This is a genomic window from Gordonia sp. OPL2, from assembly GCF_003797825.1.
Lineage (GTDB): Bacteria > Actinomycetota > Actinomycetes > Mycobacteriales > Mycobacteriaceae > Gordonia.
In genome coordinates this window covers 19,481-36,463 of sequence record NZ_RKME01000036.1, presented here as the reverse complement: position 1 = coordinate 36,463, position 16,983 = coordinate 19,481, and the positions used below count along the sequence as shown (strand labels likewise).

Annotated in this window: 8 protein-coding genes; 2 read left to right on the top strand and 6 right to left on the bottom strand. The window is 68.0% G+C overall.

What is annotated here, in order from left to right; genetic code table 11:
* Nucleotides 1–3 precede the first annotated feature (3 nt).
* The 3 genes from EEB19_RS23655 to EEB19_RS23645 form a co-directional block, all read right to left on the bottom strand.
* Nucleotides 4–4,287 (bottom strand): non-ribosomal peptide synthetase, encoded by a 4,284-nt coding sequence (locus EEB19_RS23655; RefSeq protein WP_187589774.1) that lies wholly within the window; start codon nt 4,285–4,287, stop codon nt 4–6.
* Nucleotides 4,288–4,354: 67 nt separating this feature from the next.
* On the bottom strand, nt 4,355–4,831 hold the full coding sequence (locus EEB19_RS23650; protein WP_187589773.1) for a DUF2231 domain-containing protein: 477 nt from the start codon (nt 4,829–4,831) through the stop codon (nt 4,355–4,357).
* Between the two features lie 61 nt (nt 4,832–4,892).
* Complete coding sequence (locus EEB19_RS23645) at nt 4,893–5,903, bottom strand: alpha/beta hydrolase family protein (protein ID WP_262365880.1); 1,011 nt, start codon at nt 5,901–5,903, stop codon at nt 4,893–4,895.
* 197 nt (nt 5,904–6,100) lie between these two features.
* Here EEB19_RS23645 and EEB19_RS23640 point away from each other — a divergent pair, with 197 nt between their 5' ends.
* Entirely contained in the window at nt 6,101–7,309 is a 1,209-nt protein-coding gene (locus tag EEB19_RS23640; RefSeq protein WP_187589771.1) for an MFS transporter, read from the top strand.
* 22 nt (nt 7,310–7,331) lie between these two features.
* On the opposite strand, the gene EEB19_RS23635 is transcribed toward EEB19_RS23640, so the two are convergent.
* Complete coding sequence (locus EEB19_RS23635; protein ID WP_187589770.1) at nt 7,332–8,786, bottom strand: glutamate synthase subunit beta; 1,455 nt, start codon at nt 8,784–8,786, stop codon at nt 7,332–7,334.
* On the bottom strand, nt 8,779–13,368 hold the full coding sequence (gene gltB, locus EEB19_RS23630) for a glutamate synthase large subunit (protein WP_187589769.1): 4,590 nt from the start codon (nt 13,366–13,368) through the stop codon (nt 8,779–8,781). Before gltB ends, EEB19_RS23635 begins: the two co-directional genes overlap by 8 nt.
* Before the next feature lie 377 nt (nt 13,369–13,745).
* Between gltB and EEB19_RS23625 the strand changes: the two genes are divergently transcribed.
* Complete coding sequence (locus tag EEB19_RS23625) at nt 13,746–14,774, top strand: alpha/beta hydrolase (RefSeq protein ID WP_187589768.1); 1,029 nt, start codon at nt 13,746–13,748, stop codon at nt 14,772–14,774.
* Here the strand turns inward: EEB19_RS23625 and EEB19_RS23620 are convergent.
* Nucleotides 14,752–16,941, bottom strand: a complete 2,190-nt coding sequence (locus EEB19_RS23620; RefSeq protein WP_187589767.1) for a DUF2254 domain-containing protein — start codon at nt 16,939–16,941, stop codon at nt 14,752–14,754. The genes EEB19_RS23625 and EEB19_RS23620 overlap by 23 nt on opposite strands.
* Nucleotides 16,942–16,983: the final 42 nt, after the last annotated feature.

The window sequence follows — 16,983 nt, the reverse complement described above, 5'->3', positions numbered from 1 at the left end:
GCGTCAACGTCCTTCCACTCGGCGGGTGATGGTGTCCAGAATTCTGTCCACGGTGTCGGCATCCAGTCCCCCGGCCATGCCGGTCACGGTGACACCGAGCCGCCCGTCGGGGCTCGGCGAGCCCTCGATCTGCAGGAGCCACCGTGTGTGTGTCGGCCAGAAGGCGACGACGTCACCGATATCGGAGGGGACGTCGATCGCCGGCGACCAGCCGATCATCACCGGGACTGGAAAGGTCCCGTGACCGGTCACCGGCCGACCGACCACCTCGAGCACGTCCTCCATCGAGGTCCTCGCAGATTCGATGCAGCGACGCGCGCGCTCGGCCGAGCATCGCCGTGACGAACCGGCTACGAGCGGTACGACGGCGCTGACGACGAAGTCGCCGACGACGCCGTCGGCGCCCCATGGTCTCCGCGACACCGGCGTCGCCGACATCATCACTCCGTCGCCGGTGACCTCGGCGAGAGCTTCGGTCACCTCGAAGCGGAAGGCCTCGACTACCGTCACCCCGGACTCGGCGGCTCGTGAGCCGAACGCGCGGAGATGCCGTGCGTCGATCTCTGCCGAACGCCGCATGGCGCGTCGGTCCTCGACCTCGGTCGGGAGGATCCCGCCGAGGGTCCACGCGGTGTCCGGTTGCGTTCCGAGTTCGTCGATCCAGAACCCGCGGTCCAGACTCTCCTCCGACACGGGGGCACCGACCATCGGATCGGGTACGTCGAGGACGGGAAGCGTGCCACCGCACCGCAACTGGTCGATCTCGGATGCGAGCAGTCCGAGTGAGTGGCCGTCGACCGCGATGTGATGCACGCCGACCACGAGGGCGAGCACCGACCCGGCATCGTCGACGAACGCAGTCACCGCGAGCGGTGGCGCCACCCGGACGTCGAGGCGATCGGTCGACTCGCGTGCAGTGGATTCCAAGGTGTCCGGGTCGGGAACAGTATCGACGCAGACGGTGTCGACGATCGCCCCGGCCGCGACACCGGACAGCGCACGGCGAATCGGTCCGCACGCGGCGTCGGGAAAGACCGATCGCAGCGCCGGATGTCGGTTCATCAGTGCGCCGACGATCCCGGTCACCTCGTCGAGCGTCGGCACCGTCGCCGGCGAGGGCAGCCATGCCACTCGAATCCACTGGGCTGCGGGATCGCCCGGAGCGCGGCCGACGGTGCGCTGGGCAGCGTTGAGCGGCAACGTATCACGACTGAGACCGGCGCCTGCGGATCGAGTCGGGGGTGCTACCGACCGGCCCATCCGTTCGGCGATCGAGGCCAGATCGACCGCCCTCAGCAGATCGTCGGGCCGGATCTCCGGGTGCCCCGCCTCGGCGAGCTGCTGCACGACCCGGATCACCGCGAGCGAGTCACCGCCCTGTTCCAGGAACCCGGACTCCGGATCCACCGCTTCCAGACCGAGGGTCTGCCCGACGAGACGGAGCAGCAATGCCTCTCGAGGTCCGGTGGGTGGGCGTGGATGCCGCTCCACGGCGATCGGAAGCCTCACGAGCGCGGCGACATCGAGTTTTCCGTTGGAGGTGCGGGGCAGCTCGTCGCAGAACGTGATGACCGACGGGACCATGTAGGTGGGAAGGACCTCGGCCAGCCTGTGTCGCAGGTCGGCGGCCGAGCGCAGGGCCACCGCGGAGGTCTGGGCCGCAACGGGTTCGGCCACCACGAAGGCGGTCAGTCCAGGTCGACCGGATGGCAGATCGCGCATGATCGTGGCGCATTGGCGAACCCCGTCGATATGGGTGAGCGCCGTGTCGACCTCACCGAGCTCGATACGCAGTCCGCGGAGGTTCACCTGTCCGTCGCGGCGGCCGAACACCTGGACTTCACCTGATGGTGTCCAGGTGGCCAGGTCACCGGTCCGATACATCACCGGATCGTCCGAGATCGTGCAGTCGAGAAAGGCATCGCGGGTCAGGCGTGGCGCGGCGATGTACCCGTCGGCGACCTGGGGGCCGGCAGTGTGCAGGATTCCGATCGCGCCAGGGGGCTGTGCGCGGCCCTTCCGATCCAGAATCGCCTCCGTGACACCGATCATCGGTGGTCCGACGACCACCGGTACGCCCGCCCGCAGCGGGCGGGAGAAGTTGATGCTGCAACGGGTTTCCGTGGGGCCATATGCATTTCGTAGCGGCACCCGGTCACCCCAACGATCGACCAACCACTGCGGCACGCTCTCGCCGCCGAGCACCACCTGCCGAAGCCGCCCCGCAACGTCGAGCGGAAGTGTGTCCAGCACCGATGGCGTGACGATGATGTGGGTGACACCGTGTTCCTCGATGAGTTCGGCGAGCGGGAGGCCGGCGTTGACAGAGACCGGCGACACCACGAGGGCGGCCCCGGTCGCGCACGCGGACAGCATCTCGACGAGGCCCGAGTCGAACGTGGGCGAGGACACGTGGAGCATGCGAGAGTCCGGCGTGAGTGCGTACGACTTCCGGATCTCCGCCACCAGCGCGGGAATCCCGCGATGCGGCATGTCGACACCCTTCGGTTCACCCGTCGATCCGGAGGTGAACAGGATGTAAGCACGATCGTCGGGTCCGCGTTCCACGCCGGGCAGTGCACGTGCGTCGATGTCCCCGACGGTCGGGTCAGGTCCGTCCACCTCGATCTCGATCCAGCGCACCGAATCGATCTCAGGCCCGCCGGCGGTGGCGAGACCCACGCTCGCACCGGCATGTGCCACCATGTCCCGCGTCCTCGCCACAGGTGCGGCGGGATCGAGCGGCAGCCAGACGGCGCCGGCCCGGATGACCGACCAGAAAGCGACGACCGAGGCGGCCGACCTTTCGACACACACGGCGACCGGATCGCCTGTCCGCACACCCGCTTCGATGAGGACGTGCGCCCACCGATCGGCGAGGGCCGCCAGGTCCGCCCGGGACAGCCGGAGATCGCCGGCCACCAGGGCGACGGCGGTGGGTCGCACATGACGGAATGTGTCGAGGAGCGATGCCGTGGCGGTGAACGGCGGAGCGGGAGGTCCTGATCGGCGATGGAACGCCTGCCATTCGCCCGGCAGGAACACCGCGTCGGCGGGCACCGCGGGGCCCCCGTCCAGTTCGTCGAGTGTCGCGCACAGGAGCCGCTCGAAGCGCGTGGCGAGGTCGTCCATCGCGGGTCCGTCGAATCGGTCGGCGGGGGCCTCCCACGTGATGGCTCGACGGCCGTGCTCATCGGCCGGATGCACGGTCATCGCGACGTCGGTGACCGGACCGGTGCGCAATACGTCCACCTCCCACACGAGTCCGGGGACCTCGGGTGGATGGAGGGCGGGAAGCAGATTGACCACGGCGCCGAAGTCGGCGAGATCGTCGCGGCCCCGCACCATCTCCTCCCGATGCAGGAGCTGATGCCGCAGTGCTCCGACGATGGCGCTGCGGACCCTCCGGACGGCCTCAGCCGGGCGGCATGACCCGATACCGTCCAGCGTGAGCGGTACGACGTTCGACAGCGGTTGCACCGCCCGCCTCCGGATCGCCGACGTTCGGGCGGCCACGGGCAGTGCGAGGCCGACGTCGTCGGTGTCGAGCATGCGTGCACAGAACGCGGCGAACGCGGCGACGGTCTCGTCGGACGACGGCGTCCGGGTGCCGGGGATCGGTCGGGTGACGCGGATGACCCGAGATGTGGGTTCCGACGGGCGAATTCCGCCGAGCAGTGACGGGCGGTGGGTGTCGAGCGTGCTGGTCCAGTGCTCGGCGTCGATCCGGTGCCTGCGCGACTCGACGTAATCGTGTTCGGACGTCTCGAGTTCGTCGTCGGCCGCGACATCGAGATCCGACGGACTCGCGGTTCCTGCGTACACCTGCGCGATGTGTGCCATCACGCGCAGTGCGCCCGCTCCGTCGGTCAGGACGTGATGTGTGCGGATCACCCAGCGATGATGCTCGGGTGCCAGCGCGTACAGCTCACTACGCCACAGTGGCGCCGTGAGGTCGGCCCCATCGCGCGAGTCGACGAATTCCTCGGTCCGACGGTCACTCTCCGCCATCGGGCACTCCGCCGGTCCGGTAAGGTCGACGACCGTCATCCGATCACAACCCGAGTGCGCGGACCGCAACGGCTGGATGATGCCGGGCTCCGAGGGCGCGATGTGCGCCGGGATGTGCACGTCGTTCCAGCCGACATGCGTCAGGACCTCATCGACGGATACGGCGAGCCGGTCCACGTCGAGCGACCCGGTCAGAGTGACACCGAACGCCACGACGTGGGGCACGTCGGGTCGTAGGAGTTGGGCGAGCCACAGGGCTCGTCTGGTCGCGGTCACCTGTACCGAGTACCCAACCCGCGCTGCACCATTCCTGGCCCGCTCAGTTCCCGGCCGGCGCGATCGGTCACTGCCACACCGCCCGCGACCCGCTGTCGCCGATGCGGTACACCGTCACCATCGCTCCCGCGGCCACGAGCAGTGTCGACGCCCCCACCACGAGGTCGACGATCCGCTGGGTCCGCGTGGATGCGTGCCAACGGGTGGCCAGATACTCGCGCACCCGGTCTTCGTGCAGCGCCCACCACAGAAATGCGAGCGCGAACAGTGGTCCGGCCCAGTAGATCATCTGCTCGCCCAGATGGGTGTGGCGTTCGACCGCGTCCGTCTGTGCAACCCGCTTCTCGAGGGCTTCGCCCGCGCTGGTGGCCATGGGCACGGCGATGAGTGCGACAAGCGCAAAGAGCGGTGTCAACCATCCCAGACGACGCCGCGCCGTCGGCCACAACACCGTCAGTACGGTCATCAGGGCAGCGAGCGGCACGAAGACCACGACGATGTGCACGAGCAGCGGATGCGCGGGAAGTCCGTTTATCGTGTTCACGCCGCGACGGTAGCCCCGGGAAGTTGAAAGGACGCTGAGAGTGTGTCGCCGCGGCCAGGACTCAGACTCCGAGGGCTCGTGCGAACATGGGCCACGACTGGTGCATCTGGTCCTCCCAATACCCCCACGAATGCGTACCGGTGGCGGGTAGGCGCACGGTGGCGGGAATCCTCAGCTGTGCCAGTCGCTGTCCGAGCGCCACGGTGCAGGACCTGGCGACCGCCTCGTCGAGTCCGCCGATGGCCACCTGGCGGGCGAGTTCGACACCGTTCCCGGCGATCCGACGATCGGCGAGGGTGTCATGGGCACCGGGCAGACCGGTCGCGGCGCTGATCCACAGCGCCGGTGTCCGGCGGGCCAGTTTGTGCGCGTTGACGATCGGATCCTGCGCCGCCCACTGCGGATCGCCGGGCGGACCGTACATGTTGCTGGCGTCGGCGCCACCCGGGATTCCCGTGATGATGCGCAGGATCAGTTGACCCTGGCTGGATGTGGTGTCCGCGCACCCCGAGTAGGCACCGACGGCGCGGTAGAGACCGGGGTGGTTCTCCGCCAGTCGCACGACTGCGGTACCCGACATGGAGATTCCGGCGATCCCACGAGCGCGGCCGGGACCCGAACTGCCGTGCGCGTTCTCGAATGCGGCGGGCAGTTCCGAGGTCAGAAAGGTCTCCCACCGCAGTGGGCGCACGCTCGTGACCCCGAACCTGAAGTTGGCAGCCGGGTCGACGTGTCGCCAGTCGGCGTAGTAGCTGGCCGCCCCGCCGATGGGGGTCACGGTCCACACGTTCTTGCGGGCGTAGAACGCGTTGGCATCGGTTGCATGGGTCCAGTCGTCATCCTCCTCACCGCCCGTGGAGCCGTTCAAGAGATACATCACGGGAGCACCGGGATTCCGGTTCGCGGGCGACTGCACGAGCACGGGCACCTGGGTACCCATCGATCTGGACCACACCGATGCGACGAATCTCCTTGGCGACAACGGCGTCTCACGGTAAGGCAAGGCTGCACTGGCATGTGCGTACCGCACGCCCCGCAAGGTATCGGCGGAGGCGGTCGACGTACCTGCCATGATCGTCCCCGCGATCACCGCCACGGCAAGCAGCAGATGACCGAGACGAGAGAAGGCGATGTGCGGATTGCGATGCATGACGTTGCTCCCGGGTTTCGGCGCAGAGCTCGGGGGCGGTGATGCCGAGCTCTGTCATAGTAGGCACATGCGGAGCCGGCCTTCGTGACGATTGGGTCACTTGTCCAGGACGCGCCGTGATGGCCCCGACACCGACGATCGGTGACGCCGGGCGATATGCCGTGATCGTCCTGGCGTTCGTGCAGTTCGTCGTCATCGTCGACGAGACCACGGTGTCACTACTGGGTCCGGCTGTGGCCCAGGATCTCGGTCTCGGGGACAGCGCACGGCAGCTCCTGGTGACGCCGTTCGCCGCGGGATTCGTCTGTGCACTGCCGGTGGCGGGGATCCTTCTCCGTCAGCTCGATCCACGGCGTGCCCTGATACCGGCGACCGTCGCCTTCGCTGCTGCCGCCGCCGGCGGCGCGCTGGCCGACTCGCCGGCGATGCTCGTGATGACACGGGCCGCCCAGGGCGCGGCGGGCGCGGTCACGGCGACCTGTGTTCTTGCGGCTCTGCATCTGCTCACGCGGTCCGATCCCCGTCGGAGCCGTCATTTCGCCGTCTTCTCTCTGGTGTCCGGCTCGGGAGCCGTCGCCGCCCTGATCCTCGCGGCACCGCTCGCGAACACGTCCTGGCGTTGGTGCTTCTGGGCCGTCGCGGCAGCTGCGCTGCTGGGGACGGCGGCGTGGGCGGTCGTGATGTCGCGGGCGCGCAGACCGCAACATCACGGGTCCGACGACGGGCCGGTCGGTCTTGGTACGCCGCGTCACATCCGCAGGGTGGAGACCATCGTGAACTTCGCGGCCGTTGTGGGTGCCAACGCCGCCTTGGCGGCGACGGTCATCACCGCGAGTTTCGCGCTCCAACAGGACCACGGTTGGTCGCCACTGGCGACCGGCCTCGGTTTCCTCCCCCTCAACGTGGCTGCGGCGGTCGGTGCACTCGTTGTCGCCCGCGGAGCGGGCCTGATCGGGGCCGGCCGCCTCCTGACCGTCGGCGTCGTCGTCCTCGCCGCAGGTTGTGCAGTAATGGCAGCGGCACCGTCCGCTCCGACGACGTTGATCCTCGCGCTGCTTCCCGCAGGACTCGGCGTGGGACTCGTGTTCCCTCTCGTCAACGACGGCAGCCTGGCGACGGCCGGAATGCGACCACTCCGTCGTGCCGCGGCCCTGGGTGCGGCCCAGCAGACGGGCCTGGCGGCGGGGGCGTTGATCGCGGCTGCCGATTCCGCGTCCTCGCTCGTGGCGCTGTCGATCGCTCTCGTGCTATCGGTGGCGGCTTCCACCGTCGTCGTACGCCGAACACGACTGCGCCCTCCCCCGATGCAGGGGAGGGCGCAGTCGTGACTCTCCGTCTACGTGCGAACGCTCAGCGCTGGGCGACCTGCGTCGGGTAGATCGGTGCGGGCAGATCGGAGGCACCCGCGAGGTAGGCGTCGGCAGCGGCTGCGGCCGAACGTCCCTCGGCGATCGCCCACACGATGAGCGACTGTCCACGACCGGCATCTCCGGCGACGAAGACGCCCTCCTGGCCGATGGCCCCGAAGTTGTCGTCGCGCTTGATGTTGCCGCGCTGGTCGTACTCGACGCCGAGCTTGTCGAGGAAGTCCTCGCGCTCGGGTCCGACGAAGCCCATCGCGAGCAGGACGAGATCGCACTCGAGCTCGAAGTCGCTGCCCTCGACCTTCTCGAACCGTCCCTCGCGCATGACCACCTCGTGCGCCTTGAGCGCGGTGACCTTGCCGTTCTCGCCGACGAACTGCTCGGTGTTGACCGAGTAGACGCGCTCGCCGCCCTCTTCGTGCGCCGACGACACGCGATACATCAGCGGGTAGGTCGGCCACGGGGTCGACTCGGCGCGCTCGATCGGGGGCTTGGGCATGATCTCGAACTGGTGCACGACGTCGGCGCCCTGACGCAGCGACGTACCCAGGCAGTCGGCGCCCGTGTCGCCACCGCCGATGATGACGACCTTCTTGCCCTTCGCGGTGACCTGTCCCGCCACCTCGTCGCCCAACTGGACACGATTGGCCTGCGGGAGGAACTCCATCGCCTGGTAGATGCCCTCGAGCTCACGCCCGGGGATCGGCAGATCGCGACCGATGGTCGAACCGTTGGCGAGGACCACCGCGTCGAAGTCGGACCGCAACTGCTCGACGGTGATGTCGACGCCGACGTTCACGCCGGTGCGGAACCGGGTGCCCTCGGCCTCCATCTGCGCCATCCGGCGGTCGATGTGGCGCTTCTCCATCTTGAACTCGGGGATGCCGTAGCGCAGCAGTCCGCCGATCCGGTCGGCCCGCTCGAACAGCGTCACGTCATGTCCGGCGCGGGTGAGCTGCTGCGCGGCAGCGAGTCCGGCCGGACCCGAACCGACGACGGCCACGGACTTGCCGGTCTTCTCGACCGGCAGGACCGGTGTGACCCAACCGTTCTCGAAGGCGTTGTCGATCAGCTCGACCTCGACCTGCTTGATGGTGACCGCAGGCTGGTTGATCCCCAGCACGCACGACGACTCACACGGCGCCGGGCAGAGCCGCCCGGTGAACTCCGGGAAGTTGTTGGTGGCATGCAGCCGTTCGATGCCCTCGCGCCACCGGTCCTTGTAGACCAGGTCGTTCCATTCCGGGATCAGGTTGCCCAGCGGGCACCCGTTGTGACAGAACGGGATACCGCAGTCCATGCATCGGCTGGCCTGGGTCTTCAACTCCTTCTTGTCGAAGTCGGTGTAGACCTCTTTCCAGTCGAGCAGCCGCAGTTCGACCGGTCGACGGTCGGGCAGCTCCCGCTCGGTGTGCTTGAGAAAACCTCTGGGATCAGCCACGTGCGGCCTCCATGATCGCTTCGTTCACATCTCGTCCATCGCGTTCGGCGGATTCGATCGCCAGGAGTACGCGCTTGAAATCGCGCGGCATGACCTTCGCGAACTGCCCCTGCGCCTCGTCCCAGTTGTCCAGGACTGCCGCGGCGACAGGCGAATCCGTCTCGGCGCGGTGCTCTTCGATCACAGCGGCGAGGAACTCGACATCCTCGACCTCGAGCTCCTCGATCGCGACGAGCTCGTCGTTCAGGTTGTCGGCGAGCTTGCGATCGGGGTCGTAGACGAAGGCGATACCGCCCGACATACCGGCGGCGAAGTTGCGTCCGGTGTCGCCGAGCACGACGACCCGGCCACCCGTCATGTACTCACAGCCGTGGTCACCCACGCCTTCGACGACGGCGGTCACGCCCGAGTTGCGGACACAGAACCGCTCGCCGACGACACCGCGCAGGAAGATCTTCCCGCTGGTCGCACCGAAGCCGATGACGTTGCCGGCGATGATGTTCTTCTCCGCGACAAAGCCTTCCGGTGCGTTGCGCGCCGGACGGACCACGAGTCGACCGCCGGAGAGGCCCTTGCCGACGAAGTCGTTGGCATCGCCCTCGAGGCGCAACGTGATCCCCTTCGGCACGAACGCGCCGAAGCTGTTGCCCGCCGAACCGGTGAAGTCGATCATGATCGTGCCGTCCGGCAGCCCCTGCGCCCCATAGGTCTTGGTGACCTCGTGACCCAGCATGGTGCCGACGGTCCGGTTCACGTTCGTGATCTTCGAGCTGAAGGACACGCGCGTACCGTGATCGATCGCCTCGCGGCTCTGCGCGATCAGCTGCTGGTCGAGCGCCTTGTCCAGCGAATGATCCTGGACGCCCGAGCAGTACAGGTCCTGGTTCATGAACGGCGACTCCGGCGTCGACAACACCGACGACAGGTCGAGCTTGCCGGCCTTGGCCGAACCCCAGTGGGCCAGCGCCTTGGCGGTGTCGAGCGCGTCGACGTGGCCGACGGCTTCCTGCAGCGTCCGGAACCCGAGGCGGGCCAACAGCTCCCGGACCTCTTCGGCGATGAACATGAAGAAGTTCTCGACGAACTCCGGCTTGCCGGTGAATCGCTCGCGCAGCAGCGGGTTCTGCGTCGCCACACCCACCGGGCAGGTGTCGAGGTGGCAGACACGCATCATGATGCAGCCCGAGACCACCAGCGGAGCGGTCGCGAAGCCGAACTCCTCCGCACCGAGCAGAGCCGCGACCACGACGTCACGTCCGGTCTTCAGCTGCCCGTCGACCTGCACGACGATGCGGTCACGAAGACCGTTGAGCAGCAACGTCTGCTGGGTCTCGGCCAGGCCGATCTCCCACGGTGCGCCTGCGTGCTTCATCGAGGTGAGCGGGGTGGCACCGGTGCCACCGTCGTGACCGGAGATGAGCACGACGTCGGCGTGCGCCTTCGACACGCCGGCCGCGACCGTACCGACGCCGACCTCGGAGACCAGCTTCACGTGGATGCGGGCCTGCGGGTTGGCGTTCTTCAGATCGTGGATCAGCTGTGCGAGATCCTCGATCGAGTAGATGTCGTGATGCGGTGGCGGCGAGATGAGGCCGACACCCGGCGTCGAACCGCGCACCTCGGCAACCCACGGGTACACCTTGTGCGGCGGGAGCTGCCCGCCCTCACCGGGTTTCGCGCCCTGCGCCATCTTGATCTGGATGTCCGTGCAGTTGGTCAGGTAGTGCGACGTCACGCCGAAACGGCCCGACGCCACCTGCTTGATCGCGCTGCGCCGCCAGTCGCCGTTCTCGTCGTGATGGAAGCGGCGCGGATCCTCGCCGCCCTCACCGGAGTTCGAGCGGCCGCCGAGCCGGTTCATCGCGATCGCGAGCGTCTCGTGCGCCTCGGCGGAGATCGAGCCGAAGCTCATCGCGCCGGTGGAGAACCGCTTGACGATCTCGCTCGCGGGCTCGACCTTCTCGATCGGGATCGGGTCGCGGTCACCGAAGTTGAAGTCGAACAGGCCGCGCAGTGAGGCCATCTTCGACGACTGGTCGTCGACGAGCTTCGTGTACTCCTTGAAGACCTTGTACTGACCGGTCCGGGTGGAGTGCTGGAGCTTGAACACCGTGTCCGGGTTGAACAGGTGGTACTCGCCTTCACGACGCCACTGGTATTCGCCGCCGACCTCGAGTTCGCGGTGCGCACGCTCGGTGGGCCGCTCGGTGAACGCCAGTGCATGGCGGCGCGCGACGTCGGCGGCGATCTCGTCGAGGCCGATGCCGTCGAGCTGGCTGTTGAGTCCGGTGAAGAACTCGTCGACCGTGTCCTGCGAGATGCCGATGACCTGGAAGAGCTGCGCACCGGTGTACGAGGCGAGGGTCGAGATGCCCATCTTGCTCATCACCTTGAGCACGCCCTTGCCGGCGGCCTTGATGTAGTTCTTGCGCGCCGTCGGGAAGTCGATGTCGCCCAGTGCGCCACGCTCGACCATGTCCTCGATCGACTCGAAGGCCATGTACGGGTTGACCGCGGCCGCACCGAAACCGACGAGAGCGGCGACGTGGTGCACCTCGCGGCAGTCGCCGGACTCGACGATGAGGCCCACGCGGGTCCGCTTGCGCTCGCGCACGAGATGGTGGTGGACCGCGGAGGTGAGCAGCAGCGACGGGATCGGCGCCAGCTTCTCGTCGGATTCGCGGTCGGACAGCACGATGATCGACACACCGTCGTCGATGGCGTTGCTGACCTTCGTGCGGATCTCGTCGAGGGCACGACGCAGACCGGCACCACCCTCCGACACCTCGTACAGCCCGTGGATGTGCGCGCTGCGGTAGTCGGGCAGGTCGGCGTTGTCGCCGATGTTGACCAGCTTGGCGAGGGTGTCGTTGTCGAGGACCGGCTGCGGGAGCACGATCTGCCGGCACGACTCCGGACCCGGGTGCAGCAGATCGGCCTCGGCGCCGATGGTGCCACCGATGCTGGTGACGACCTCTTCGCGGATCGCGTCCAGCGGCGGGTTGGTCACCTGCGCGAACATCTGCTGGAAGTAGTCGAACAGCATGCGCGGACGCGCCGACAACACCGCGATCGGGGTGTCGGTGCCCATCGAGCCGATCGCCTCGGCGCCGGTCTTGGCCATCGGTGCGACCAGGAGGTTGAGTTCCTCGGTGGTGTAGCCGAAGACCTGCTGGCGCAACGCGACCCGGTCGTGGGCCATGTGCACGTGCGGCAGCGCCTCGACCGAGTCGATGTGCACGAGTCCGGAGTCCAGCCACTCCTGGTACGGGTGCTCGGCGGCGAGCTCGTCCTTGATCTCCTCGTCGTCGACGATGCGGCCCGCGGCCGTGTCGACGAGGAACATGCGGCCCGGCTGCAGACGCAGCTTCTGCACGACGTCGGAATGGTCGATGTCGAGGACACCGACCTCCGAGGCCATGACGACGAGGCCGTCCTTGGTGACCCAGATACGACTGGGGCGCAGGCCGTTACGGTCGAGGACCGCGCCGACGACGGTGCCGTCGGTGAAGCACACCGACGCCGGTCCGTCCCAGGGCTCCATGAGTGCCGAGTGGTACTCGTAGAACGCCCGGTGCTCGGGCTTCATCGACTCGTGCCGCTCCCACGCCTCGGGGATCATCATCAGCACGGCGTGCGGCAGGCTGCGTCCGCCGAGGTGCAGCAGTTCGAGCACCTCGTCGAACCGCGCGGTGTCCGACGCACCCGGGGTGCAGGTCGGGAAGATCTTCTGCGCGACATCCGAATCGGTACCGAACGCCGACGCGTCGATGAGCGCCTCGCGGGCGCGCATCCAGTTCTCGTTGCCGGTGACTGTGTTGATCTCGCCGTTGTGCGCGACCCTCCGGAACGGGTGGGCCAGGGGCCACGACGGGAACGTGTTGGTGGAGAAGCGCGAGTGCACGAGTCCCAGCGCGCTCTCGACGCGGGAGTCCTGCAGGTCGAGATAGAACTCGCGCAGCTGCGGGGTGGTCAGCATGCCCTTGTAGACGAAGGTCTCACCGGACAGGCTCGGGAAGTAGACGGTCTCGCGGCCCGGTCCGTCGGCGCCCGCACCCTTCGTGCCGAGCTCGGCCTGCACGCGCTTGCGCACGACGAACGCCTTGCGCTCGAGGTCCATGCCCGATGCACCGGAGATGAACACCTGCCGGAACGTCGGCATCGCGTCGCGGGCCAGGGCGCCGAGCGAGGTCTCGTTGGTGGGGACCTCGCGCCAGCCGAGAAGTGTCAGCCCCTCGGCCTCGATGATCTTCTCGACACCCTCGGTCGCGACCCGAGCGTCCTCGGAGCCCTGGGGCAGGAATGCGATGCCGGTGGCGTAGGAACCCGCCTCGGGCAGCTCGAAGTCGACCGTCTCACGCAGGAAGCGGTCCGGCACCTGGATCAGGATGCCCGCCCCGTCGCCGGTGTTCGGCTCGGCACCGGCGGCTCCCCGGTGTTCCAGGTTGACCAGCGCGGTGATGGCCTTGTCGACGATGTCGCGACTGCGCCGTCCGTGCATGTCAACGACGAATGCAACGCCGCAGGAGTCGTGCTCGTTGGCCGGGTCATACAGCCCCGTGGGGCCTGGAGCATGCTTCATAAGTTCGCCTCACTCTGTGCGCGACGCTGCGCACGCATTCACCCTCGTGTGTCCTTCGTGTATCCACTCAGGACACGTCACGTGTGTCCATGGGGGACGCCGACCGCGGACGTGCTGTATGACCCCCCGAATCCTTGGGCTGACCTGGGAGGTCCTCTTCGCCCACGTGGCGGTGTCCCTGCCAGCGTCGTTGCTGACGGCGCACCCGGGTCGACTGCTCTTCCCGGCACCACCCTGCTCTCGCGAAAGCATTGTGGGTCATTTTCTCACGCGGGGTGCCCAGTATCGAAATCCGGATAGCACAATCGTGATGATTCCGCAGCGTACGCGCCGTAAACGCCCCCTTGGACGGGGGTCGATCGTCTAGCGTCGGGACCATGGCTGTGTCCGATACCGACGTGCTCTGGAGACCTGTCGGCCGGGGTTCATTCCGGTCGCGTGCCGTGAACGGCTATCTCACCCGGGTGTCGCACCCGATGATGGCCGCCGGGATGGGCCGGAACGGCCCCTCGGCGCGGATGATCAGTGCGATGCGGCCGGGAGTCAACAGGTCGCTGTCGGCGTTGTCGCCGGTGCCGTCGGGCACCCGGGTGGAGCAGGTGCGTGACGTCGTCGACGACGGGCAGGTCCGCGGTGAATGGGTGAGCGCCCACGCCGGCCCCGCCCGGCCCGCGTCGACGGATCAGACGATCCTCTACTACCTGCATGGCAGCGGATACGTCATCTGTTCACCGCGGACCCATCGCGGTCTGGTGGCACGCCTGTCGCGACGCACCGGATGGTCCGCGTTCAGCCTCGACTATCGGCTCGGGCCGGAGTACCGGTTCCCGGCAGCGGGCGACGACGCCATCCGCGGATACCACTGGCTCCTCGATCGAGGCCACCGCGCGGATCAGATCGTCGTCGCCGGCGATTCCGCGGGCGGGCACATGGCCCTCGACCTCCTCGCCGACAACCATCGCCGCGGCGTCGCACAGCCGCGCGGCGTCGTGATGTTCTCCCCGCTCTACGACCCGTCGTTCGATCTCGCCGTCGCCAGCCAGCGCCGCGGCGTGCGGGACCCGCTGATCGATGCTGTTTCCGCACAACGCATCCTGCAGCTCTACACGAGAGACGCCGAGCCTGATCATCCCCGGATGAGGGTGCACCTGCCGGCGGGGATGTCGTTGCCGCCCACCCTGATCCAGGTGGGCGGCCTCGAGGTCATGGGCGACGACGCACGCGCCGTCGAACGTGTCCTGCGGGATGCGGGAGGCGTTGTCCGGCTGCAGGAATGGCCGGGCCAGGGGCATGTGTTCCAGATGTTCCCGCTGTTCTCCGACGAGTCCCGCCTCGCCCTGCGCGAGGCCACCGGTTTCATGCGGGCTCTGCCGGATCCCGGGGTCAGTCGGTCGCCTGCGTGTTGATGCGCAGTCGCCGGTGGCGGATGCGTCCGGCCTCGGATCCGTAGCCCTGGCGGTCCGCTGCCTCGGCGAGCCGGCGGTCCAGCGGGGTGACCCACTCCCGATCGCGCGCGACATCGAGCGCGGTCAGCCGCTCGCGCAACGGTTCCTGCTGATCCTCCGGGCACTGCTCCGACAGCGTCTGCAGCAGTGCGCGAAGCCGTCGCTGCACCTGCATGGATCCCTCGCCGTACTGGCGGATCTGATCGGTGCCGATGCCGACGTAGTCACCCCACGTGCGTCGATACCCGCCGATCAGCGTGAGTGCGCTGTTCTGTTCGTCGGCGCGGACCCGCGGCGCGAGCAGCAGCAACAGGTCCTCGCAGTGATCGAGCGCCTGCACCGCGCGACTCGGGTCGTTGATCGCCGGCGACAGGGCTTTCAGCGCGATGTCGGAGATCGCCTGAAGCGCTGCCGCCGGGCTCACCGACGGCCGGTGCGTGTCACCGAACAGCAGACACGACAACAGCTGGTGGACTCGGACGTCGCGGTGGTCGCCGACGATCTCGAAGACGCCGGCGTTGTGCGGCACGTAATCGCCGATCCCGACAAGCAGATCCACACGGACCTGCCAGCGGATGGCCAACCGCTGGATTCGGGCCAGGTCGATGGCGAGCAGGACACGACCGCGGGTGGGGGTGTCGCGCAACGTCACCACCAGGCTCACCGGCCGCGCGTCGTCGTCGGCGCCGTCGCCGACGGCATGGCGGACGGGCCCCGCCACGTCGTCGTCCGGGTAGAGGCGGTAGACCGCGGCACGGCCCTCCGATTCGATCCAGCGCAGCAGTTGGGAGGAGTTCAGGATGCTGCCGACCTTGCCGACGAGGACGATGAACATGAACGTGCTGATCAGCGTCAGCATGATCGCGATCGTGGTGGAGATGACAGGTGCCGCCTCCTGATCCGCGACGGTCGCGAGGTCGACGGCGACGATGACGGTGAATGCGAAGGTCGACAGGAAGAGGCCGATCGCGGCACGCATCACCCGGTCCTGTTGCAGCATCGGGATCACCCGGACCGAGATCTGCGAGGCCCCGAACTGCATGGCGAGCGTCACCGCGGTGAACACCAGACCGGTGAGGGTGGCCATGGCACCGGCGATCACGCCGAGAAGGGTCGCCGTCGTCCCCGCGTCGAGGTCGTAGGTGCCGAACGAGTCGTCGAGCGCCACGGCGACGAGCCCCGCGACGACCGCCACCACGACCATCGCGGTGGGCAGTCGCCACGGTGGCTCTCGCCGCAGTTCCCGGCGCGTGCGTCGCCACCGCACCGCCGCCGCGATCCGGCCCGGTGCACTCGGCGAGACCGCACCCGACTCGCTGACCGCGGCGGTGGCGACCTCGGTCACGGCCCGCGACGGCGACGTCGGCTCCGGCACTCCGAACCGGCCGGCGACGAGCTCTTGGACGACGATCTTCCAGCGCACCACCGGCTCTCGATAGCGCTGTTCACGCCGCCGCGCCTTCGCCATCTTCGCCGGCCTGGTCGCGTATCGCCATCTCGCCCACGGCGAGTGCGGACGCGCGATCCGGAGGGCACCGAAGAACAGCAGCGGGGTGATGAACAGTCCGACGAGCCCGGTCCAGAGCTTGCCCTTCAGCATCGTGATGATGGCCAGCGCAACGACGATCGCGAGAGCGACGAGCACCACCACGCGGGTGAGGTTGTCGCCGGCATCGCGATATTCGTCGAACTCACCGAATCCGATCGGGCGCAGGCCCATCAGGAACAGCAGCCCGATACCGATGGCGACGAACACCGCGTCGATCGACGACCGGCCTTCCTCTTCCCAGTACACGTCGCGCAGATGCAGGATCAACGCGAACTCGTCGAGCACCAGCGCGCAACCGATACCGAACACCGACGCGAGCACACAGTTGGCGATCGGGGTCTCGTAGTTCGCGAGGGCCACGAACGAGAACCCCGAGATGAGCATCAGCAGCACGCCGAAGAACTCGTGATGCATGTGCACGCCACCGGGTGTCACGTTGCCCGGCCACCAGCTGACCTCGGCGCGGATCATCCGCACGCTGAACCGGATGAACAGGAAGGTCAGCACGAAGGCGACGAGCAGGAAGAACAGCGGCAGGCGGCCCGTCTCCACGATCGTGTGATCGAACCACCGCGCCATGGTGTGACCCTACTGCGATATGCCCCGCCCGCGTGGGCATCG